This is a genomic window from Teichococcus deserti (assembly GCF_001982615.1).
GTDB classification, from domain to species: domain Bacteria; phylum Pseudomonadota; class Alphaproteobacteria; order Acetobacterales; family Acetobacteraceae; genus Pseudoroseomonas; species Pseudoroseomonas deserti.
Genome location: NZ_MLCO01000077.1, coordinates 24,519 through 47,097, shown reverse-complemented (window position 1 = coordinate 47,097; position 22,579 = coordinate 24,519). Strand labels below are relative to the sequence as shown.

18 protein-coding genes are annotated in these 22,579 nt (G+C 70.8%); 9 read left to right on the top strand and 9 right to left on the bottom strand.

Annotation, left to right across the window (positions count from 1 at the left end; all coding sequences use genetic code 11):
- Nucleotides 1-4 precede the first annotated feature (4 nt).
- Nucleotides 5-2,869 carry a DNA polymerase I gene (gene polA / locus BKE38_RS09790; protein ID WP_076957161.1) on the top strand — a complete coding sequence of 955 codons (2,865 nt, stop codon included), beginning with the start codon at nt 5-7 and terminating at the stop codon, nt 2,867-2,869.
- 73 nt (nt 2,870-2,942) lie between these two features.
- Here polA and BKE38_RS32800 read toward each other — a convergent pair whose 3' ends face one another.
- A complete protein-coding gene (locus BKE38_RS32800; RefSeq protein ID WP_076957132.1) occupies nt 2,943-3,788 on the bottom strand; it encodes a DUF6683 family protein in 846 nt (281 codons plus the stop codon).
- A gap of 273 nt (nt 3,789-4,061) precedes the next feature.
- Between BKE38_RS32800 and BKE38_RS09780 the strand changes: the two genes are divergently transcribed.
- The 3 genes from BKE38_RS09780 to BKE38_RS09770 all read left to right on the top strand — a co-directional run bounded on the left by BKE38_RS09780 (nt 4,062) and on the right by BKE38_RS09770 (nt 7,224).
- Nucleotides 4,062-5,216, top strand: a complete 1,155-nt coding sequence (locus BKE38_RS09780; RefSeq protein ID WP_076957131.1) for an ABC transporter substrate-binding protein — start codon at nt 4,062-4,064, stop codon at nt 5,214-5,216.
- 115 nt (nt 5,217-5,331) lie between these two features.
- Nucleotides 5,332-6,909: a bifunctional phosphoribosylaminoimidazolecarboxamide formyltransferase/IMP cyclohydrolase gene (gene purH, locus BKE38_RS09775; protein ID WP_076957130.1), complete on the top strand. Its 1,578-nt coding sequence runs from the start codon at nt 5,332-5,334 to the stop codon at nt 6,907-6,909.
- 78 nt (nt 6,910-6,987) lie between these two features.
- Entirely contained in the window at nt 6,988-7,224 is a 237-nt protein-coding gene (locus BKE38_RS09770; protein ID WP_076957129.1) for a hypothetical protein, read from the top strand.
- Here the strand turns inward: BKE38_RS09770 and BKE38_RS09765 are convergent.
- Together BKE38_RS09765 and BKE38_RS09760 are read right to left on the bottom strand one after the other, a co-directional pair.
- A complete protein-coding gene (locus BKE38_RS09765) occupies nt 7,203-7,721 on the bottom strand; it encodes a GNAT family N-acetyltransferase (protein WP_076957128.1) in 519 nt (172 codons plus the stop codon). The genes BKE38_RS09770 and BKE38_RS09765 overlap by 22 nt on opposite strands.
- Before the next feature lie 13 nt (nt 7,722-7,734).
- Nucleotides 7,735-8,313, bottom strand: coding sequence for a helix-turn-helix domain-containing protein (locus BKE38_RS09760; RefSeq protein WP_076957127.1), 579 nt, complete (start codon nt 8,311-8,313; stop codon nt 7,735-7,737).
- A 90-nt stretch (nt 8,314-8,403) separates the two neighbouring features.
- Between BKE38_RS09760 and BKE38_RS09755 the strand changes: the two genes are divergently transcribed.
- Nucleotides 8,404-9,516, top strand: coding sequence for a DNA recombination protein RmuC (locus BKE38_RS09755; RefSeq protein WP_076957126.1), 1,113 nt, complete (start codon nt 8,404-8,406; stop codon nt 9,514-9,516).
- A gap of 85 nt (nt 9,517-9,601) precedes the next feature.
- Complete coding sequence (locus tag BKE38_RS09750; protein ID WP_076957125.1) at nt 9,602-10,861, top strand: NupC/NupG family nucleoside CNT transporter; 1,260 nt, start codon at nt 9,602-9,604, stop codon at nt 10,859-10,861.
- Between the two features lie 36 nt (nt 10,862-10,897).
- Here the strand turns inward: BKE38_RS09750 and BKE38_RS09745 are convergent, their stop codons facing one another.
- The 5 genes from BKE38_RS09745 to BKE38_RS09725 all read right to left on the bottom strand — a co-directional run bounded on the left by BKE38_RS09745 (nt 10,898) and on the right by BKE38_RS09725 (nt 18,317).
- On the bottom strand, nt 10,898-11,347 hold the full coding sequence (locus tag BKE38_RS09745; RefSeq protein WP_076957124.1) for a DoxX family protein: 450 nt from the start codon (nt 11,345-11,347) through the stop codon (nt 10,898-10,900).
- A gap of 124 nt (nt 11,348-11,471) precedes the next feature.
- Complete coding sequence (locus BKE38_RS09740; RefSeq protein WP_076957123.1) at nt 11,472-12,872, bottom strand: NAD(P)H-dependent flavin oxidoreductase; 1,401 nt, start codon at nt 12,870-12,872, stop codon at nt 11,472-11,474.
- A gap of 210 nt (nt 12,873-13,082) precedes the next feature.
- The gene (pnp, locus tag BKE38_RS09735) at nt 13,083-15,290 is read right to left on the bottom strand and encodes a polyribonucleotide nucleotidyltransferase (protein ID WP_076957122.1); all 2,208 of its coding nucleotides are present in this window, start codon (nt 15,288-15,290) and stop codon (nt 13,083-13,085) included.
- 461 nt (nt 15,291-15,751) lie between these two features.
- A complete protein-coding gene (locus tag BKE38_RS09730) occupies nt 15,752-17,356 on the bottom strand; it encodes a phosphoenolpyruvate carboxykinase (RefSeq protein ID WP_076957121.1) in 1,605 nt (534 codons plus the stop codon).
- Between the two features lie 220 nt (nt 17,357-17,576).
- On the bottom strand, nt 17,577-18,317 hold the full coding sequence (locus BKE38_RS09725) for a HugZ family pyridoxamine 5'-phosphate oxidase (RefSeq protein ID WP_076957120.1): 741 nt from the start codon (nt 18,315-18,317) through the stop codon (nt 17,577-17,579).
- A gap of 94 nt (nt 18,318-18,411) precedes the next feature.
- Between BKE38_RS09725 and BKE38_RS09720 the strand changes: the two genes are divergently transcribed.
- Complete coding sequence (locus tag BKE38_RS09720) at nt 18,412-19,113, top strand: response regulator transcription factor (RefSeq protein ID WP_076957119.1); 702 nt, start codon at nt 18,412-18,414, stop codon at nt 19,111-19,113.
- Nucleotides 19,113-20,801: a sensor histidine kinase gene (locus tag BKE38_RS09715; protein WP_076957118.1), complete on the top strand. Its 1,689-nt coding sequence runs from the start codon at nt 19,113-19,115 to the stop codon at nt 20,799-20,801. Before BKE38_RS09720 ends, BKE38_RS09715 begins: the two co-directional genes overlap by 1 nt.
- 46 nt (nt 20,802-20,847) lie before the next feature.
- On the opposite strand, the gene BKE38_RS09710 is transcribed toward BKE38_RS09715, so the two are convergent.
- Entirely contained in the window at nt 20,848-21,828 is a 981-nt protein-coding gene (locus tag BKE38_RS09710; RefSeq protein WP_076957117.1) for a threonine/serine dehydratase, read from the bottom strand.
- A 209-nt stretch (nt 21,829-22,037) separates the two neighbouring features.
- On the opposite strand from BKE38_RS09710, the gene BKE38_RS09705 reads away from it, so the two are divergent.
- Nucleotides 22,038-22,469, top strand: a complete 432-nt coding sequence (locus BKE38_RS09705) for an HPr kinase/phosphorylase (protein ID WP_076957160.1) — start codon at nt 22,038-22,040, stop codon at nt 22,467-22,469.
- Nucleotides 22,470-22,579: the final 110 nt, after the last annotated feature.

The window sequence follows — 22,579 nt, the reverse complement described above, 5'->3', positions numbered from 1 at the left end:
CCTGCTGGACGGGGCGGCGCCCAACGCCGCCGCCGGCAGCGGCGCCACGGCCGAGACGCAGCCGCACCTGATCCTGATCGACGGCTCGGGCTATATCTTCCGCGCCTTCCACGCCCTGCCGCCGATGACCCGGCCGGACGGCGTGCCGGTCAATGCGGTCTTCGGCTTCTCCAACATGCTGGGCCAGTTCCTGACCAAGCATGTCGGCAGCCACATCGCGGTCGTCTTCGACAGCTCGCGGAAGACCTTCCGCAGCGATTTCTACCCCGACTACAAGGCGCACCGCCCCGAGCCGCCGCCGGAGCTGGTGCCGCAATTCGCGCTGATCCGCGAGGCCACCGCGGCCTTCGGCGTCGCCGGCGTCGAGCTGGACGGCTTCGAGGCCGACGACCTGATCGCGGGCTACGCCAAGGCCTTCGTCGAGACCGGCGGGCAGGTCACCGTGGTCTCCTCCGACAAGGACCTGATGCAGCTGGTCCGCCCCGGCGTGCAGCTGCTGGACCCGATCAAGCAGAAGCCGATCCGCGAGCCCGAGGTGCTGGAGAAGTTCGGCGTCACCCCGGACAAGGTGGTCGACGTCCAGGCCCTGGCCGGCGACAGCACCGACAACGTCCCCGGCGTGCCCGGCATCGGCATCAAGACCGCCGCCCAGCTGATCCTGGAATACGGCGACCTGGAAGGCCTGCTGGCCGCCGCCGACAAGATCAAGCAGCCGAAGCGGCGCGAGGCGCTGCTGGCCAATGCCGAGCTGGCCCGCATCAGCCGCCGCCTGGTGCTGCTGGACGAGAACTGCCCGCTGCCCTCGCCGATCGACGCGCTGCTGGCCCGCGCGCCGGAGCCCACGCGCCTGTCCGGCTTCCTGCGCGAGCAGGGCTTCCGCTCGATGCTGCACCGCATGGGCCTGGACGGCGACACCGCCCCTGAATCGGCACCTGTCAGCCGCCCGCGCCAGGCTTTCCAGCTTCCCGGCCTGCAGCCTGAGGCCGCCGCGCCCGAGCCGGTCTCGACCGAGGCCGCGCCTTTCGGCCCCTATGAGACGATCGCCGACCCCGCCCAGCTGGCCGGCTGGGTCGCCAAGGCGCAGGCTTCCGGCCTGCTCGCCATCGACACCGAGACCGACGGGCTGGACGCGCTGAACGCCAACCTGGTCGGCATCTCGCTGGCCGTGGCGCCGGGCCGCGCCTGCTACATCCCGCTGCGCCACGGCCCGCCGCCCGGCACCGGCGACATGCTGCAGGAGGCCCCCGTCGCGCCGCCGCAGATGACCCAGGACCAGGCGGTGGAGGCCCTGCGGCCGCTGCTGGCCGATCCGTCGGTCCTCAAGATCCTGCACAACGCCAAGTTCGACCTCGAGGTGCTGGGCCGTGCCGAGCATGGCGCGCTCCAGCTCTCCCCCGTCGACGACACCATGCTGATCTCCTACAGCATGGATGCCGGCCGCCACGGCCATGGCATGGACGAGCTGTCGCTGCGCCATCTCGGCCATCGCCCCGTCTCCTATGACGAGGTCACCGGCACCGGCCGCGCCCGCATCCCCTTCACCCAGGTGGCGCTGGACAAGGCGACCGCCTATGCCGCCGAGGATGCCGACGTCACGCTGCGGCTGTGGCAGGCGCTGCGCCCGAAGCTGCTGCCGCAGAAGTCGCTGGCGCTCTACGAGCAGGTGGAGCGCCGCATGGTCGCCGTGCTGCGCGAGATGGAGCTGGCCGGCATCAAGGTCGACGGCGCCGAGCTGGCCCGCATCGGCGAGGATTTCACCCAGCGCATGGCGACGCTGGAGAAGCAGATCCACGAGCTCGCCGGCAAGCCGTTCAACGTGGGTTCCCCCAAGCAGCTCGGCGAAATCCTGTTCGACGAGCAGAAGCTGCCGGGCGGCAAGCGCGGCAAGGCCGGCGCCTGGGGCACGGATGCTGCCGTGCTCGAGGACCTGGCCGCCCGCGGCCACGAGCTGCCGCGCCAGGTGATCAACTGGCGCCAGCTGGCCAAGCTGAAATCGACCTATGTGGAAGGGCTCGCCGCGCAGATCGACCCGCGCGACCGCCGCGTCCACACCGATTTCTCCATGGCCATCACCTCGACCGGGCGCCTGTCCTCGACCGAGCCGAACCTGCAGAACATCCCGATCCGCTCCGAGGAAGGCGTGCGCATCCGCCGCGCCTTCGTGGCGGAACCCGGCCATGTCCTGCTGGCGGCCGACTATTCCCAGATCGAGCTGCGCCTGCTCGCCCACCTGGCCGATGTTCCGTCCCTGCGCGACGCCTTCGAGAAGGGCGAGGACATCCACAGCCGCACGGCCTCCGACATCTTCGGCCTGCCGCGCGACCAGGTGGACAAGGAAGCCCGCCGCCGCGCCAAGACCATCAACTTCGGCATCATCTACGGCATGTCGGCCTTTGGCCTGGCCGCCCGCCTGGGCATCTCCCCCGGCGAGGCGCGCGGCATCATCGATGCCTATTTCTCCCAGTACCCCGGCATCCTGGAAGAGATGGAGCGGCTGAAGTCGGAAGCCCGCGAGACCGGCTACGTCATGACGCCCTTCGGCCGCCGCCTCTGGATCGACGGCATCCAGGCCAAGGAGCAGGCCCGCCGCGGCAATGCCGAGCGCGCCGCCATCAACGCCCCCTTCCAGGGCGGCGCCGCCGAGATCATCAAGCGGGCGATGGTGCGCATGCCGGCGGCGCTGAAGGCCGCCAACCTCTCGGCCCGCATGCTGCTGCAGGTGCATGACGAACTTCTGTTCGAGGTGCCGCAGGGCGAGGTCACCGCCACCGCCGAATGCGTCCGCAGCGTCATGGAAGGCGTCGCCGAGCTGCGGGTTCCGCTGAAGGCCGAGATCGGGTTCGGGGCCAACTGGGCCGAGGCCCACTGAAGAAAGTAAGCATGGGGGCGCTGCCCCCAAGCCCCCGCCGGGGGGATAGTATCCCCCCGGACCCCGCCTTTCTTCAGCTGCGCTTGACGAAGCCGCGGTCGGTCAGCTGCAGTGCCTTCAGGTCGATGTTCATCTCGGTGCGGAAACGCTGCACCGCGGCCTCGCCCAGCTGCGCCTTCAAGGCCGGATTGTTCTGCTGGCCGGCCATCACCCAGGCGCTGCCCTGCAGGAACTGGTTGTAGATGAACATCTCGGCCATCTCCTGCCGCTGCGCATCGTTCATCCTGCCGAAAGCCTCGTTGCGCGCCAGCAGCGGCGCCACCTGCGCCCGCACCCCCATCACCTGCGCCGGCGTGGTGTTCTCCACCCCATGCGCCATCTGCCAGTTCTGCACCCAATAGGCGGTCAGCGCATCGACCACGTCGCCGGGCTTCAGCCCGTCCGCCGCCATCTGCTGCGCCCACAGCGCCAGCACGTCCTGCTGCTGCATCACCTGGCGCATCTGCCCGGCCGTCTCGGCACCCGAGCGCTGCTGCACCCAGCCCAGGAACTGCTCCCGCACCCGCTGCGTCACCTCGGGCGAGGCCTGGTAGGTGGTGACCATCCCCGCCCCGGGCGCCGCCGCCTGCGGCGCGGCCCCCTGCGGCGCCAGCGGCAGGCCGAACATCCCGCCGCCCCCCGTGGAGGGCGCCGGTGCAGGAGCCGGTGCAGGAACCGGCGCGGGCGTCGGCGCCGCCTGGTTCGGAGCCTGGGTGGGAGCCGCGCCCTGGTTGCCGGTGGCCCGCTCGAACAGGTCGCGCTGCAATTGGCTCTGCAGCACGTAGTTGTTGGGCAGCACCTGCGGGCCGATTTCCATCTGGGCGCGGGCAGCGGGCGCGGCGAGGCCGGCCGCCAGCAGGGACAGGAGGACGAGGCGCATCGGGCGGGGTTCCTGGCAGCTGTGACGGGTCCGGATCATGCCGCCCCCCATGGCGGAAGCGAGGCATCCGCCGACACCTTCCCGTGACGCGCCCGACACGTTTGCGCCAGCCGGCGGGACTGGTCACACGCCGCGCCGGAGGGCACTCTGCCGGCCGCCCGACCCGCCAGGATTCCCGCCCGCATGACCGCCGGACCCGACCAGCTTTTTTCACGGATCCGTCATACCGGCGCCGTTGTTGACACTCATTCTCATTCGCGCCACATCCCCGGCATGCGGCGCCGTCGCCTCCTCCAAGCCCACGGCGCGCTGCTGGCATTGCTCTGCGCCCCGGCGCCCCCCGCCGCCGCGCAGAGCGCCGCCGGAACTGCCGCCGCTGCGTCCTGGCCGCGCCAGGTGGTCGACGCCGCCGGGCGGACCGTCACCATCGCGCGCCCGCCGGGCCGCATCCTGCTGGGCAGCGGCTTCAACCTGATCCCGCTCTCGCTGCTGCATCCCGACCCGGTCAGCCTGGTCGTCGCCTGGGCCAACGACCTGAAGCGGGTCAACCCGCCCATGGCCGAGGCTTTCGAGCGCCGCTTCCCCCGCCTCGCCACCCTGCCGCTGATCGGCGACAACAACGCCGCCGGCCTGTCGCTGGAGCATGCGCTCTCGGCCGCGCCCGACCTCGCGCTGATGAGCGGCTGGCACTACTGGAGCGACACCGGCCGGCTGGTGATCCAGCGGCTGCAGGATGCCGGCATCCCGACGCTGGTGCTGAACTTCAGCGACGACCCGCTGGCCAACACGCCGCGCAGCATGCGCGCACTCGGCCAGGCGATCGGCCGCGAGGCGCAGGCCGAGGCCTTTTCCACCTTCTACGAGCAGCGCGTCGCCGCCATCCGCGCCAAGGTCGCGGCAAGGCCGGAGCCGCGCCCCCGCGTCATCCTGCAGGCCTTCGGCGGCAGCACCGACTGCTGCTGGGTCTGGAACAATGGCGGGCTGGGCAGCCTGCTGGCCGCGCTCGGCGTGCGCAACATCGGCGCCGAGGTGCTGCCGCCCGCCGGCCTCGGCGGCACGATGTATCTGGAGAGCATGCTGGCGCAGGACCCGGAGGTCTATGTCACCACCGGCCTGCCGCGCCGCGAATTCACCATCGGCCCGGGCGTCACGCAGGAGCAGTCGCGCGCCTCGCTGGCCCAGGTGGTGCGCGGCGCCGGGCTGTCGAGCCTGTCGGCGGCGCGGCATGGCCGGCTGCACGGGCTGTGGAACCACTTCAACGCGGTGCCGCTGAACCTGCTGGCCTTCGAGGCCATGGCGCGCTGGTGCCGCCCCGACCTGTTCCCCGCGCTCGACCCGGCGGCGACGCTGGCCGAGATCAACAGCCGCTTCGCCGCCCTGCCCTTCGAGGGAACCTTCTGGGTGAGCGTGGACCCGGCACAGCCCTGAGCCGGGCGGATTGTTCCGCCACCGTTGAGGACCAGCCCTGCGCAGCCTCTGGTTGAGCCCGGCGCCGCTTGGGTCTATCCCCCGCGCGACCAGACTGCAGGAAGGTTCGACCGCCATGGCCGACATCGTGACCATCCGCCGCGCCCTGATTTCGGTGCATGACAAGACCGGGCTGCTCGACTTCGCCCGCTTCCTCGCCGGGCGCGGGGTCGAGATCCTCTCCACCGGCGGCACCGCGCGCCTGCTGCGCGACAACGGCGTGGCGGTGGTCGATGTCTCCGACCACACCGGCTTCCCCGAGATCCTGGACGGCCGGGTGAAGACCCTGGTGCCGCAGATCCATGGCGGCCTGCTCGGCCGCCGCGGCGATGACAAGCACGTCGCCCAGATGGCCGAGCACGGCATCGCGCCGATCGACCTGCTGATCTCCAACCTCTACCCCTTCGAGGCGACGGTCGCGAAGGGCGCCTCGCACGAGGAGACGGTCGAGGAGATCGACATCGGCGGCCCGGCCCTGACCCGCGCCGCCGCGAAGAACCACGAGGACGTCGCCGTCGTCACCGACCCCGGGCAGCTGGCTGCGCTGCAGGCCGAGATCGAGGCCCAGGGCGGCACCAGCCTCGCCACCCGCAAGCGCCTGGCCGCCGCCGCCTTCGCCCGCACGGCCGCCTATGACACCGCCATCTCCACCTGGTTCGCGGAGAAGCTGGAGCAGGACTTCCCGCCCCGCCTGGCCATGGCCGGCGTGCTGCGCCAGACCCTGCGCTATGGCGAGAACCCGCACCAGCAGGCCGCCTTCTACACCGACGGCAGCAACCGCCCCGGCATCGCGACGGCGCAGCAGGTGCAGGGCAAGGAGCTGTCCTTCAACAACCTGAACGACACCGACGCCGCCTTCGAATGCGTCGCCGAGTTCGACAAGCCGGCCATCGTCATCGTCAAGCACGCCAATCCCTGCGGCGTCTCCGAGGGCGAGAGCCTGGCCCAGGCCTGGGACCTGGCGCTGCGCTGCGACCCGGTCTCGGCCTTCGGCGGCATCATCGCCGCCAACCGCGTGCTGGACGCCGCCGCCGCCGAGAAGATTTCTGCGATCTTCACCGAAGTCGTGGTCGCCCCCGACGCCGACGAGGCGGCGAAGGCCATCTTCGCCCGCAAGAAGAATCTTCGCCTGCTGCTGACCGGCGGCCTGCCCGACCCGGCGACGATGGGCCGCGTCATCCGCTCGGTCTCCGGCGGCTTCCTGGCGCAGTCGCGCGATGCCGGCCGCGTCTCGGCCGACAGCCTGAAGGTGGTGACCAAGCGCGCGCCGACCGAGCAGGAGATGGCCGACCTGATCTTCGCCTTCCGCGTCGCCAAGCACGTGAAGTCGAACGCCATCGTCTATGCCAAGGGCGGCTCCACCGTCGGCGTCGGCGCCGGCCAGATGAGCCGGGTCGACAGCGCCCGCATCGCCGCCTGGAAGTCGGCCGAGGCCGCCAAGGCCGCCGGCCTGGAAGCCCCGCTGGCGCATGGCTCGGTGGTCGCTTCCGACGCCTTCTTCCCCTTCGCCGACGGGCTGCAGGCGGCGGCGGCGGCGGGGGCCACCGCGGTGATCCAGCCGGGCGGCTCGATGCGCGACAACGAGGTGATCGCCGCCGCCGACGAGGCCGGGCTGGCGATGGTCTTCACCGGCATGCGGCATTTCCGCCACTGACCTCGGCCGGATGACAGGCTAACCAGGAGGCCGGGGGAGCGATCCCCCGGCCTTCTGCCGTTCCGGAGACCCGCCCGCATGAGCCCACCCTTCCTCTATCTCCTCAGCATGATCGCCGGCTCGGTCATCGGCGCCGTGGTGGCGGGGCTGGGGGGCATCGGCTTCGTGCTGCTGCTGGGCGATTGCGGCAGCCAGCCCTGCGCCAGCGTCGCCGGGCTGACCGGCATGGCGCTGGTGCCGCCGGGGGCGCTGGCGGGGGCGCTGCTGGGGGCCTTCCTGCGCTGGCGGCGGGATCAGCGCGGCAAGGCCCGATAATAGAAGACGGTCGCGTCGGCCGGGCCCTCGCTGGCCAGGGCATAGCCGGGGATGCTGCCGGCCTCGACCCAGCCCAGGCTGCGGTAGAGCGGTTCGCCGGAATCGCCGGCGCGGGTGTCCAGGACCAGCAGGTGGCGGCCCTCTTCCCGGGCGACCCCGTCCAGCGCCCCGAGGATCCGGCGGGCGATGCCCTGGCGGCGGGCCTCGGGGTGGACCATCAGCTTGGCGACCTCGGCGCGGTGCCGGCCATTGGGCAGCCCGGCCAGGGCCAGCGAGCCGGTGCCGACGATTTCCTCCCCGTTCCGCGCCAGCAGCACCCGGCGGGAACCGTCGCGCAAGGAACCTTCCAGCCCGCGCCACCAGTCAGCCGCCTCGCCCGGCGCCATGGGGTGAAGAAAGCCGATGCTGGCGCCGGCGGCGACGCAGGCCTCCAGTAGGGCGGCCAGCTGCGGCAGGGCGGCGGGCAGCCCCTCGGCGGTCAGTTCCTCGATGATCATGCGCAGGCGCCTCTCAGGGCTGGATGATGGCGATGACGTAGCGCGCCGCGGGGCCTTCGCCCGGGCACTGGAAGCGGGAGGCGCCGTGCAGCCGGTAGCGCAGGCAATCGCCGGCGCTCATCCGGTGCGTCACCCCTTCGACGGTCAGGTCGAGCGCGCCGTCCAGCATCCACAGGTGATGCTCCAGCCCCGGCAGCGGCGCGGCGGCATAGGCGATGCTCGCCCCCGGCGGCAGGCTGCCTTCCAGCATCTCGCCGCGCAGGCCGGGGCCGGGGGGTGAGACGATGCGGCGGCGGAAGCCGGTCTGGGGATCGGTCCAGACCGCCTGGACGGCGGCGGGCAGAAATTCGGGCGCCGCCTCCTCCACCTCGCTCATCAGCCGCGACAGCGTGCGGCCATAGAGGCTGCAGAGGCGGCCCAGCATCGCCGCCGTCGGGCTGGCCTCGCCGCGCTCCAGGCGGGAGAGGGTGGCGCGGCTGATGCCGCTGCGCTCGGCCAGCGTCTCCAGCGACAGGCTCTGCTCGGCGCGCAGCTGCGCCAGCCGGGTGGCAATGCGGGCTTCCAGGGCATCGGGCGCCGAATCTTCTCTCATGGGAGAATTTTTCTCATATTCGAGAGAAAACCGTCAAGCGGCCCTTTCCCCGTTGCGCTAGGATGGGCAGCGACGCGGAGTCCCGACTGAATGCCCGACTGGCTGCTGCCCGTTTCCCTGCTCGCCGTGCTGATCACCCTGGCGATTCTTTTTTTCACGCTGCTGCGGCGCCCCTCGGCGCCTCCTCCGGCGGCCGATGGCTTCATGATGCTGGCCGGCAAGCTGGAGATGCTGGCCGGCACGCAGGAGCGTCTGGCGGAGATGACCACCGCCCGGCTGGCGCAGCAGGACCGGCTGCTGGGCGACCGGCTCGCCGAGACCGCGCGCCGGCTGGACCTGGCGCTGGCCGCGCAGAACGAGAAGCTGGCGACGCGGCTGGCCGAGCAGGCCAAGCAGAGCCAGGAGACGGCAGGCCAGATCCATGAGCGGCTGGCAGTGATCGACGCCGCCCGGCAGAACATGGAGGCGCTGGGCAGCCAGGTGACCAGCCTGGCCGGCATCCTGGGCAACAAGCAGCAGCGCGGCGCCTTCGGCGAGATGCAGCTGCGCCAGCTGATCGAGGACCGGCTGCCGCCGGACGGCTTCGCCTGGCAGCACACGCTGTCGACCGGGGTGCGCTGCGACTGCCTGATCCAGCTGCCCTATCCGCCCGGGCCGGTGGTGGTGGACAGCAAGTTCCCGCTGGAGGCCTGGCAGGCGCTGCGCGATGCCGCGGATGCGGCCAGCCGCACGGTCGCCGCCCGCCAGTTCACCACCGACATGCGCCGCCACATCGACGACATCGCCAAGAAATACCTGATCCCCGGCGAGACCGCCGAGGGCGCCATCCTGTTCGTCCCGTCGGAAGCGATCTTCGCCGAGCTGCACACCGGCTTCGCTGCGGTCGTGGATGAGGCGCAGCGGCGGCGGGTCTATATCGTCTCGCCGACGACGCTGTGGGCGATGCTGTCGGCGATGCGGGCGCTGATGCAGGATGTGCGGATGCGGGCCCAGGCGGGCCGCATCCAGGAGGAGGTGGGCAAGCTGGTCGCCGATGTCGGCCGCCTGTCCGAGCGCGTGACGCGGCTGAAGGGCCATTTCGCCCAGGCGCAGGACGACATCCGCCAGATCGACATCAGCAGCGAGAAGATCTTCCGCACGGGCGCCCGCATCGAGCAGGTGGAGCTGGACGAGGGCGACGATTTGCCTCGCCTGCCCAGCTAGCGCTGTTATCTTCATGGAATAGAAAAAAGATGGGGGTCCGGGGGAATTCCTTCCCCCGGCCTTTCTTTTGTTTGGGGTCGCGTGGATGAGTTGGCTTCAGTTGCAAAGCGGCTTCGGCCTGCTGGCCCTCGCCTTGATCGCCTGGGTGGTCGGCGGCTGCCGCCGTCCCGTCCCCTGGCGGATGGTGATCGCCGGCCTCCTGCTGCAGGTGGCCCTCGGCGCCGCTCTGCTCCACATCCCCGTGCTCCGCGCCGGCTTCGCCTGGCTGGGCGATGCGGTGGGCGCGCTGAGCACCGCGACCCAGGCCGGCACGTCGCTGGTCTTCGGCTATCTCGGCGGCGCCCCCCTGCCCTTCGCCGAGACGCGCCCCGACGCCAGCTTCGTGCTGTTCTTCCAGGGGCTGCCGCTGGTGCTGGTGGTCGGCGCGCTGTCGGCCGTGCTCTACCACTGGCGCATCCTGCCGCTGGTGGTGCGCGGGCTGTCCCGCTTGCTGCGCGGCGCCTTCGGCCTGTCGGGCGCCTGCGGCTTCTCGGTCGCCGCCAATGTCTTCGTCGGCATGGTCGAGGCGCCGCTGCTGATCCGCGCCTGGCTGGCCCGCCTCAGCCTGTCCGAGCTGTTCATCGTCATGACCGCGGGACTGGCCACCATCGCCGGCAACATGATGGTGGTCTATGCCAGCATCCTGTCGCCGGTGGTGCCCGACGTCGCCGGCCAGCTGCTGGTGGCCAGCCTGGTCAGCGCGCCCGCCTCGGTGCTGGTCGGCGCGCTGATGCGGCCGCCGCAGCCTGGCGCCGACCAGCAGGTGCTGGTGGCCGAGGATGCGCTGGCGCCGCGCCTTTACGACAGCACCATGGAAGCCGTGGTGCGCGGCACCGCCGACGGGCTGCAGCTGCTGCTGGGCGTCATGGCCAGCCTGATCGTCTTTGTGGCGCTGGTCGCCCTGGTGAACATGGCGCTGGAGCCGATCACCGGCTGGACCCTGCAGGGGCTGGTGGGCATGGTCTTCCGCCCGATCGCCTGGCTGATGGGCGTGCCGGACGAGCATATCCCGGCGATCGGCGCCTCGCTCGGCATCAAGACCGTGCTGAACGAGTTCATCGCCTATCTGGAGCTCGCCGGCTCCGGCGGGCTGGGGCTGGATGCCCGCAGCCGGCTGATCCTGACCTATGCGCTGTGCGGCTTCAGCAACTTCGGCTCGGTGGGGATTATGCTGGCGGGGATGACGGGCATGTGCCCGGAACGGCGCAGCGACATCGTCAGGCTGGGGATGCCGGCGCTACTCGCGGCCAATATCGCGTGCTGCATGACGGGGGCGGTCGTCGGGTTGCTGACCTACCCACAGTAAGACTCCGGGGGGATAGTATCCCCCCGGACCCCGCCGTCAGTTGGCGCCCTGAGGACCGAGGCGGGACTCCAAGCCCACGGCATGGCGGCGGCGGCGCTCGGCCAGGATCGACACCACCACCAGCGCGCCGATCATGCCGACATGCTCCGTCGCGGTGTGGAAGGCGACGATCGCGCGCTCGCCGTCCAGGGCCCAGAAACGGTGCACCAGCGGAATCGTCAGCGCGGTGAAGACGGCCAGCGCCCCGGCACCCAGCCAGGTCCAGCGGTTCAGCACGATCAGCACGGAACCCCCAAGCTGCGTCAGGATCACCGCCACGTTGAACAGCGCCGGCGGGTTGAAGCCGAAATGCGCCATCTCGGCCACGCCGCCCTGGAAGTCGATCAGCTTGGCCAGGCCACTGCCCCAGAACGGGAAGGTCAGCAGGACCCGCGCCAGGAACTCCACCGCTGGCTGCGCCAGCAACCCTTCGACCGCCCGCACCATCGCGCCACCCCCCCGGACTCGTTTCGATGGCGCATCCCTAGCGACATCCGGGCAAAAAGAAACGCGCCTCCGCTTGGGCGGAGGCGCGTTCACGCAATCTTGAGTGATCAGGCCCGTGGGTGACTCAGCGCCCGGACATGATCCGCTCGACCAGCTGCTTCACCGTCGGGATGAAGCCGTTGGAGTAGAAGGGGTCGCTGCCGAAGCGATAGGCATTGTGGCCGGCAAACATCAGGTTGTGCTCGACCTCGCCGTCATGGGCGATGTCCTGCAGCGTCTTCTGGATGCAGAAGGACCGCGGATCGGCCTTCTTGCCGTTGGTGTAGTCCGGCCCGTGCTGCGTCCAGTTGGAGAAGCGGCAATGGCTGAGGCAGCCCATGCAGTCGGTCTGGTCCTTCAGGATCTCGCGCGAATTCTCGGGCGTGACGAAGACCAGGGTGTTGTCGGGGGTGCGCAGCGCCTCGGTAAAGCCGGCGGCCTCCCAGCCATGCACCCGCTCCAGGTCGCCCGGGGCCAGCCAGACCAGCCGCTTGCGCGGGCCCACGCCGTATTCGGCGGTGTGCTCGCCGACCGGCTCGGGGCTGATCGCCACCTGCCGCTCGTTGCGGGCCTCGAGGTCGCGCAGGAAGTCGTTGCGCACGGCCGAGGAATAGAAGCCGGTCGGCGAGAAGGGCTGCAGCAGCACGTCGCCGGGCTTCAGCGTCAGCAGCCGCTGCTTCCAGCTGTCGCTGATCGGGCTTTCCTTGGTCAGCAGCGGGCGGGTGCCGAACTGGAAGGCAATCGGGCCGAGCTCCGGATTGTCGATCCAGTGCTCCCATTCCTCCAGCCACCAGACGCCGCCGGCCATGATGATCGGCACGTCGTCCAGGCCGAACTGCCGCATCTGCTGGCGCAGCTTCAGCACCCGGTCATAGGGCGCCTCCGGCCGGTTCGGGTCCTCGGAGTTCGACAGCCCGTTATGGCCGCCGGCCAGCCAGGGGTCCTCGTAGACCACGCCGCCCAGCAGCTCGGAGACTTTCGAATAGCTGCGCTTCCACAACGCCGTGAAGGCGCGGCCCGAGGAGACGATCGGATAGTAGAAGACGCCGAACTCGCGGGCGATCTCGGCCAGCTTGTAGGGCATGCCGGCGCCGCAGGTGACACCGTTGATCAGCCCCTTGGCGCCCTCGAGCACGCCGCGCAGGATCCGCTCGGCGCCGCCCATCTCCCACAGCACGTTGATGTGGATGCGGCCCTGGCCGTTGGCCCGCTCATAGGCCTCGCGCGCCTGGGTGATGCCGCCGGAGATGCCGTATTCGACCAGCTCCTCATGGCGGTCGCGGCGGGTGCGGCCGTGATAGATCTGCCGGATCACCTGGCCTTCGGCGTCGTAGCTGTCGGCATTGACGCCCGAGAAGGTGCCGACGCCGCCGGCGCCCGCCCATTCGCCACAGGAAGCCCCCGTGGAGACGGCCACGCCCTTGCCGCCTTCGACGACGGGCAGGACATCCACCCCGCCCATCCGGATCGCGTTGATCGCCTTCACCGCAGCCTACCGTCCCCACAAATCGGTCATCACGAGACCGTCATATACTTGCTGGCATATAAACCAGCCGGAGCATCTTTCGATACCCCGGCTTTCATTTCGGCGTCAGCCGCTGACGGGGGCTCACCCCCTCCTTTGGAAGACGTCAGGCCGCCGATCGCGCCCGGCCGGGGAGCCAGGGGCGCCAATCGGCCACCCTTGGCGTCCCGCTCAGTCGCGGTCGCGACGCGGGCGGCGCTCGGACCGCTCGCGGCGGAACTCGCCTTCGCCCTCGCCACCCTCGCCGCCCTCGCGGGGCGGACGGCGGGCGCCGACCTGATCGCTGATATCGGCACCCGTGGCCTGATCCACAACCCGCATGGACAGCTTCACCTTGCCGCGGTCGTCGAAGCCCAGCACCTTCACCTTCACCTTGTCGCCCTGCTTGACGATGTCGGTGGTCTTGGCGACGCGCTCATTGGCCAGCTCGGAGATGTGGACGAGGCCGTCCTTGGCGCCGAGGAAGTTCACGAAGGCGCCGAAATCGGCGGTCTTCACCACGGTGCCGTTGTAGATCGAGCCGACCTCGGCCTCGGCGGTGATGCCCTTGATGCGGTCGATCGCGGCCTGGGTCGCCTCGGGGCTGGTCGAGGCGATCTTGATCGTCCCGTCATCCTCGATGTCGATCTTGGTGCCGGTGGTCTCGACGATGTCGCGGATCACCTTGCCGCCGGTGCCGATCACTTCGCGGATCTTGTCCTTGGGGACGTTGATCACGGTGATCTTCGGCGCGTTGCCGGCGACGTCCGAACGGGCGCCCGACAGGCCCTTGGCCATCTCGCCCAGGATGTGCAGGCGGCCGCCCTTGGCCTGCTCGAGGGCGATCTTCATGATCTCCGGCGTGATGGACGTGATCTTGATGTCCATCTGCAGCGCGGTGATGCCCTGCTCGGTGCCGGCCACCTTGAAGTCCATGTCGCCGAGGTGATCCTCGTCGCCCAGGATGTCGGACAGGACGGCGAAGCCCTTGTCTTCCTTGATCAGGCCCATGGCGATGCCGGCGCAGGGGCGCTTCAGCGGCGCGCCCGCATCCATCAGCGACAGCGAGGTGCCGCAGACGGTGGCCATCGAGGAGGAGCCGTTCGACTCGGTGATCTCGGAGACCACGCGCATCGTGTACGGGAAGGCGGTCTTCTCCGGCAGCAGCGGCTTGATCGCGCGCCAGGCCAGCTTGCCATGGCCGATCTCGCGGCGGCCGGGCGAGCCCATCCGGCCCGTCTCGTTCACCGAGTAGGGCGGGAAGTTGTAGTGCAGCATGAAGTTCTCGCGGTACTCGCCCGCGAGCTGGTCGATGATCTGCTCATCCTGGCCGGTGCCCAGCGTCGCGACGCAGAGCGCCTGGGTCTCGCCGCGGGTGAACAGCGCCGAGCCATGGGCGCGCGGCAGCACGCCGGCCTCGGCCACGATCGGGCGGACCGTCTTGGTGTCGCGGCCGTCGATGCGGATGCCGGTGTCCAGGATGGCGTTGCGGACGACGTCGGCCTCGAGCTCCTTCAGCAGGCCCTTGGCCATCGCGGCCTCGTCCTCGGAGAGCTGCGCCAGGATCGCCTTCTTGGCCTCGCCCACCTTGCCCTGGCGGACCAGCTTCTGGGTCTCCTTGTAGGCCGCGGCGATCGGCGCGCTGCCGATCTCGGCCAGCTTCGCCTTCAGCGCGGCGACGGCCGGGTCGGCCTCCGGCAGGGCCCAGGGCTCCTTCGCGGCCTTCTCGGCAAGGTCGATGATGCCCTCGATCACCGCCTGGAAGGACTGGTGGCCGAAGGTCACGGCGCCCAGCATCACTTCCTCGGACAGCTCATGCGCTTCCGATTCGACCATCAGCACGCCCTCGGCGGTGCCGGCGACGACCAGGTCGAGCTGGGTGGTCTTGATCTGCTCCAGCGTCGGGTTCAGCACGTACTGGCCGTCGATATAGGCGACGCGCGCCGCGGCGACCGGGCCGAAGAAGGGGATGCCCGAGAGGGTCAGCGCGGCCGAGCAGCCGACGAGCGCCACGATGTCCGGGCTGTTCTCCATGTCATGCGACAGCACCGTCGCGATGACCTGGACCTCGTTGCGGAAGCCTTCCGGGAAGAGCGGGCGGATCGGGCGGTCGATCAGGCGGGAGATCAGCGTCTCCGCCTCCGACGGGCGCCCCTCGCGCTTGAAGAAGCCGCCCGGGATCTTGCCGGCGGCGAAGGCCTTCTCCTGGTAGTTCACGGTCAGCGGGAAGAAGTCCTGGCCGGGCTTCACGCTGCGGGCGCCGACCACGGTGCAGAGCACGATGGTGTCGCCGAGACGGGCCATCACCGCGCCATCGGCCTGGCGGGCGATCTTGCCCGTCTCCAGGGTCAGGGTCTTGCCGCCCCAGGCGATGTCCTTGCGGTAATAATGGTCGAACATGCGAAATCCTTGGCATGGCGGCCCGCGGCGTCGCGCCTGCGGGCCCTGCGTCGCCCCCCGGCCCATTGGCCGGCGGGGGTCCATCTTTCAGCGCGACGGGGGCCGCGACGCCAGACCGGGGTCCGTCCCCCTGAAGTGGAGAGGGGGTTCATCGGCGTCTCGGGCGGCATGGAGTGGCCGCGGCGTCAGGGGCCGCGGAACGCACCATGTGGCCGGAAACGCCGCCACGCGGCCCTGAAGAAAAGGGTCGCGCCCGGTGCAGCCTTCGTGCTCCCCGCCCGCCGGCGGGTCCGGGCCGGCCTGAGCGGGCCAACCCGGACGGCGTTATGAACGCAGTCGCCCCCCGATGCCACGGAATTTTTTCAGGGCGCGGGGGCGTGGCCGGGCGCGCAAACGCATGAAAAAAGGGGCGGGACCCTGCGGCCCCGCCCCTCTGCTTCCTCCCCCGCAGGGGGAAAGCCTCAGGCCGCGCTCTTCAGCGCCGCCGCCTTGACTTCCTCGCCGACGGCGCCGGCGAAGGTCTCGAAGTTCTTCTCGAACAGGCCGACCAGGTGGCTGGCGGTCTTGTCGTAGGCGGCCTTGTCGGCCCAGGCCTCGCGCGGGTTCAGCACCTCGGAGGGCACGCCCGGGACGTTCTGCGGCACGGCCAGGCCGAAGAACGGATCGGTCGCGAAGGTGGCATTGGCCAGGCTGCCGTCCAGCGCCGCGCGCAGCAGGGCGCGGGTGTGCTTAATCGACATGCGGTGGCCGGTGCCGTAGCTGCCGCCGGTCCAGCCGGTGTTCACCAGCCAGACCTGCGCGCCGTGCTGGGCGATCAGCTCGGCCAGCATCTTGCCGTAGACTTCCGGATGGCGCGGCAGGAAGGGGGCGCCGAAGCAGGTCGAGAAGGTGGCCTGCGGCTCGCGGCCCAGGCCCTTCTCGGTGCCGGCGACCTTGGCGGTGTAGCCCGACATGAAGTGGTACATCGCCTGGGCCGGCGTCAGCTTCGCGATCGGCGGCAGCACGCCGAAGGCGTCGGCCGTCAGCATGACGACATTCTTCGGCAGGCCGGCGACGCCGCCCGGGGCGGTGCCGGGGATGAACTCGATCGGATAGCAGGACCGGGTGTTCTCGGTCAGGCTGCCATTGTCGAGGTCCAGATTGCCGCGCTCATCGGCGATGACGTTCTCCAGCACCGCGCCGAAGCGGTGGGAGGCGTTCCAGATCTGCGGCTCGGCCTCCTGGCTGAGCTTGATGACCTTGGCGTAGCAGCCGCCCTCGAAGTTGAAGACGCCGTTGGCCGACCAGCCATGCTCGTCGTCGCCGATCAGCGCGCGCTCCGGGTCGGAGGACAGCGTGGTCTTGCCGGTGCCCGACAGGCCGAAGAACAGCGCGGTGTCGCCGTCCTTGCCCACGTTGGCCGAGCAGTGCATCGGCAGCACGCCCTTGGCCGGCAGCAGCCAGTTCATGACGGTGAAGATCGACTTCTTGATCTCGCCGGCATAGCTGGTGCCGGCGATGGCGATGATCTTCTTGGCAAAGGACAGCGCGATCAGCGTGGTCGAGCCGGCGCGGCCGCCATGCTCCGGCTTCGCATCCATCTCCGGCGCATGCAGGATGGTGAAGTCGGGCGTGAAGGAGGCCAGCTCCTCGACGGCCGGGCGGATGAACATGTTGCGCGCGAACAGGGCGTGCCACGCGTTGGTGGTCACCAGCCGCACCTTGATGCGGTGGGCCGGGTCGGCGCCGGCATAGAGGTCCTGGGTGAACAGCACCTCGCGCTGGCCGAGCCAGGCGCGCACATCGGCGGTGAAGGCCTCGAACTTCGCCGGCTCGAGCTTCTGGTTGACCTTGCCCCACCAGATCTCCTTCGAGACCTCCGGGTCATCGGCCACGAACTTGTCCTGCACGGAGCGCCCGGTGTGCTGCCCGGTCACCGCGATGAAGGCGCCATCGGCCGAAAGGCGGCCTTCGCCCCGGGCCAGCGCCTGGGCGTAGAGACCGGCGGCGGTCAGGTTGGCGTGCAGCGTGGCGGCGGCGGTGACGCCGGTCCCGGCGAGGGCGGAAACGGCATTCGGCGATGTCATCAGACGATATGCTCCGAGCAGGGCGCTTATCCTCCGGCAGGAATCCGCCGGGGCAGTAGCCTTGGGGAAAGCCCGGTCACTCGGCGCATCGCGTACCGGGTACCTCATGCGCCGAAAGCCGGGTTCAGCCTGAACCTACGCCGCCGCCGATCCGCCGGTCAATGTAAGTGTTGTCGTCATATTATACGACGACCACCCCATGCTAGGCCACTCTTTTGCCTCAATCTTCCCCGGCCGCCCGCGTCGCCCGGGCGGCCTCGACCAACGCCTGGCGCACGCCGCTTGCATCCGCCGCAGGCGCCCCGAAATCCAGCCGGCAGCGCTCTGGCCCGCGCGAGAAAAGGCAGCCGTCGACATCGACCGCCAGCATCCGCCAGCCCTCTGCCCCCGCGCCGGGCATCTGGCCGGGCAGGCGGGCCGCAATGTTTTCAACCGCGTCCGGGTGATCCGCGTTCATATGCTCAACGATCTGCGGCGCGGCAGCCGCCACCGCGGCGACGGCATCGGGGTCGGGGCGCAGCTCCGATCCCTTCAGCCGGGCGGCCGCGGCGAAGCCGCCGACCAGCTGCGCAGCCTGCAGGACGATGCGCCACAGGGAAAAATCGCCGAAGCCGGCATAGGCCTCGGCATAGGGGTGATGTGCCAGCCAATGGGCCTTCAGCGCCACGATTTCGCCGTCTGGCACCGGCTCGGCCAGGCCGGTCACGGTTACGCGAGGAGCCGTCTGCGGATTCTCGCCCTCCGCCGCCCCCTGCACCATCAGGGCGCAGCGCGGCTCGATGGCCAGCTGCCGGGCATGCTCCGACAGCCGCGACAGCCACAGCAGCGGCGAAAGGTCCGGCGCCATGGCCGGCGTCACCAGCGCGGCATAGGGCTGCCCATCGCGCTGCGTTGCCAGCACCCCCTGGCGCGCGTTGCGTAGCAGCCGCCGCGCCTGCCGTGCCGCTTCCACCTTGTCCATCGGCGATCCTGTCCTCTATGCCCTGTGGCGGCCCGGCTCGTGCCACAATCCCTTGGCAGGACGGGTCCAGGACGCCCCAGGAGCCAGCCCCCATATGCCCGCCACGATTGCCCTGGTCGATGACGACCGCAACATCCTGACCTCCGTCTCCATGACGCTGGAGCAGGAGGGCTTCCAGGTGCGCACCTACACCGACGGCGAGAGCGCGCTGCAGGGGCTGCTGTCGCGCCCGGCCGACCTCGCCGTGCTGGACATCAAGATGCCGCGGATGGACGGGATGGAGCTGCTGCAGCGGCTGCGCCAGCGCTCGACCATGCCGGTGATCTTCCTGACCTCGAAGGACGAAGAGCTGGACCAGCTGATGGGCCTGCGCCTCGGCGCCGACGACTACATCACCAAGCCGTTCAGCCAGCGGCTGCTGCTGGAGCGGATCCGCGCCCTGCTGCGCCGCAACGAGGCCAGTCGCGCCGAAGGCTCCGGCGCGCCGCCCTCCGGCATCATCACCCGCGGCGACCTGACGCTCGACGAGACCAAGCACACCTGCCTGTGGAAGGGCCAGCAGGTGCAGCTGACGGTGACCGAGTTCCTGCTGGTCAAGACGCTGGCGCAGCGCCCCGGCATGGTGAAGAACCGCGACCAGCTGATCGACGCGGCCTATGGCGAGGCGATCTATGTCGACGACCGCACCATCGACAGCCACGTCAAGCGGGTGCGCAAGAAGTTCCGCGCGGTCGACGACGACTTCTCGATGATCGAGACGCTCTACGGCATCGGCTACCGCTACAAGGAGGCCTGATGCCCGACGCCAGCGGAAGGGCCGCCACCGCCGTCCTGCCGCAGCCGGCCGCGCCGAAGCGGCGGGTCTCGCCGCTGCTGCGCCGCATCCTGCTGCTGAACATGCTGGCCCCCGCCCTGCTGGCGGCGGCGCTGCTCTATCTCGACCAGTACCAGAACGGGCTGCTCTCGGCCGAGGTCGAAGGCCTTCGCACCCAGGCCCGCATCTATGCCGGCGGCATCGCCGAGGCCGCCGTCCGCCTGCAGGACGACCGCGCCGTCCTGGTGCCCGACACCGCCCGCCCGCTGCTGCGCCGCCTGGTCGAGCCCTCGCCCAATACCCAGGCCAAGCTGTTCGACAGCACCGGCCTGCTGGTCGCCGACAGCCGGGTGCGCGAGGGCCAGGGGGGCGCCATCGTCACCGAGCCTCTCGCCCCGCCCGAGCCGCGCGGCGCCTTTGCCGGCACCATCGGCGGCCTCTACGACCGGATTCTCGCGCTGCTGCCGCGCTCGGTCTACGGGCCGCGCTCCGCCGATGACGAGGTCTTCGTCGATGTCGGCCCCGACGCCCCCTCCTTCGACTGGCAGCCGGCCCTCGGCCCCGATCGCCGGGAAGAGCTGCGACTCGCCCTCGAAGGCGGCGTCCGCCCCTATATCCGCCGCACCCGCGAAGGCCGGCTGCTGGTCTCGGTGGCCGAGCCCGCCCGCCGCGGCAGCCAGTCCGTCGGCATCGTTCTTCTCACCCGCGAAGCCCGCCAGGTGGACGAGCGGCTTCTCGAGATCCGCTCCTCGGTGCTGGGCCTCTTCCTGCTGGCGCTGCTGCTGACGGTCGCGGCCTCGCTGTTCCTCTCCCGCACCATCGCCTCGCCGATCCTGGGCCTGGCCGGAGCCGCCGTCGCCATGCGCCAGGGCAAGGGCCGCGCCGGCTCCGTCCCCCCGGCCCTGCTGTCGCGGGAAGACGAGATCGGCGTCCTGGCCCGTGACCTGCAATCCTCCGCCACCGCCCTCTGGGCCCGCATCGACCAGAACGAGCGCTTCGCCGCCGACGTCGCCCACGAGCTGCGCAACCCCCTGACCAGCGTCCGCTCGGCCATCGAGACGCTGCGCCGCATCGAGAACCCGGTGCACCAGAAGCGCCTGCTCGACATCATCGCCGACGACGCCGTCCGCATGGACCGCCTGATCGGCGACATCGCCGACAGCTCCCGCGTCGATGCCGAGCTGTCCCGCACCGCCTCCGAGCCGGTCGACATCGCGCCCATCCTCTCGGCGCTGACCGAGCTGCACAACACCACCCGCGACGAGGAGGACCCGCTGGTCGAGCTCGACCTCGCCCCCGGGTCGCTGGTGGTGCGCGGCGTCGAAGGCCGCCTGGTGCAGGTCTTCCGCAACCTGCTCGGCAATGCCATCTCCTTCTCGCCCGAGCGCGGCCGCGTCTGGATGCGCGCCCGCCCGACCGGGGCGATGATGGAATTCACCGTGGAGGATGAAGGTCCCGGCATCCCCGAGGCCAAGCTCGAAGGCATTTTTGCGCGATTCTACAGCGAGCGGCCCAGCGGCGAAGAGTTCGGCCAGCATTCCGGCCTCGGCCTCTCCATCAGCCGGCAGATCGTCGAAGGTCTCGGCGGGCGGATCGCGGCGGAGAACCGGCGGGACGAAAGCGGCAAGGTCACCGGGGCGCGCTTCGTGGTGCGGCTGCCGATGAATTAAGGCTGAGAGGGGCTCCGCCCCTCCCAGACCCTCCCCGCCAGGAACCTTAGGTTCCTGGACCTCCCTCCAGAATCGAGCCGGGGTCGGTGTTCGCGCCGCACACGACCACGCCGACCTTGGCGCCCTCGGGCGGCACGAAGGCGCCGCTGAGCAGCGCGGCCAGCGCGGTCGCGCCGCCCGGCTCGGTGACCAGCCGGCAGACATCCCAGAGCTTCTTCTGCGCCGCGCGGATCGCCTGGTCGGGCACCAGCAGCGCATGGCCGATGCTGCGCCGTGCCACCTCGAAGCTCAGCCGGCCGATCTGCCGCGCCCCCAGGCTGTCCGCCGCCGCGCCGCCGACTTCCACCGGCACCGGCCGCCCCTCGCGCAGCGCGGTGAACAGCGTGGGGCACCCCTCGGGCTCGACCGAAACCACCTCGACGGCCTCGCCATAGAAGCCGGCGACGCCGCCGATCAGCCCGCCGCCACCGGTCGCCACCAGCACATGGGTCAGTTCCGGCGCCTGCTCGGACAGCTCCAGCGCCAGCGTGCCCTGGCCGGCCAGCACCTCGGCCTGGTCATAGGCATGCACCATCAGCGCGCCGGTTTCCGCCGCCCGCGCCTCGCAGGCCTGCCGCGCCTCGTCGTAGCTGGCCCCGCCCTGCACCAGCGCGGCGCCATAGCCGCGGATCCGCGCGACCTTGGCGGCGCCGGTGATCTCGGGGACGAAGATCTCGGCCTTCACCCCCAGCGCCTGGGCGGCATAGGCCACCGCCGCGCCGTGGTTGCCGCCCGAGGCCGCGATCACCCCCGCCTCCGGCAGGCTGCCGGCCGAGAGCATCCGGTTGAAGGCGCCGCGCGGCTTGAAGGAGCCGGTGGCCTGCAGCAGCTCCAGCTTCAGCACCACCGGGCCGGTGGCGGGCGGCAGGCCCAGGTCGCCCGGCGCCAGCGTCATCACCGGGGTGCGTCGGATCCAGGGGGCGATTCGGGCGGCGGCGGCCCGGATGGCGGCGGCGTCGGGCGGGGTGCTTGGCAGGTCAGCGCTCATGCGCCCAACCCTGGCACCACCCCCGGCGCCGGGCAACCGGAGCCCTGGCCGCGCGGCGCCCGCAGCGCCGAACCCATGGCAGGAAGGCTGGCCCGCGGCCGCAACCGGGGGTCGCCGGGGCGGGTGGCTTTCACAGCCGCCCCGATCCTGCCATATTTCAGCAGATTTCAGAGTCTCCACCCCCCGACGGGAGCCCTGACCGAGTGATCATGCTGCACGGCAGCTGCGCCGCGCTGGAAGGCGAGGGCGTCCTCTTCCTGGGCCCACCGGGCTCCGGCAAGTCCGACCTGCTGCAGCGCGGCTGGCGGCTCGTGGCCGACGACCAGGTGGTGGCGACCCTGCGCGACGGCGGCGTCGAGGCCGGCGCACCCGCGGCGCTCGCCGGCCTGCTGGAGGTGCGCGGCCTCGGCATCTTCGAGGGGCTGGCCCATGCCCCTGCCCCGCTGCGCCTGGTGGTCGAGCTGGCGCCGCGCGCCGCCATCCCCCGCCTGCCGCTGCCGCGCAGCCTGGCCGTCGCCGGCATTCCCCTGCCCTGCGTCGCGCTGCATGGCTTCGACGCTTCCACTCCCGACAAGCTGGCCTGGGCGCTGGCCGCCAGCCGGTCCCGCCTGCGCCAGCGGGCCGGGGCCTTCGCGGCATGAGGGCCTTCGCGGCGTGACCCTCCTTCCCGAGTCGCCGCCGGCCCGCGAGGGCACGCGCCCCTTCGTCGCGCCAGACGGCGCGCGGCCGTTCGTCGCGCCAGGCGGCGCGC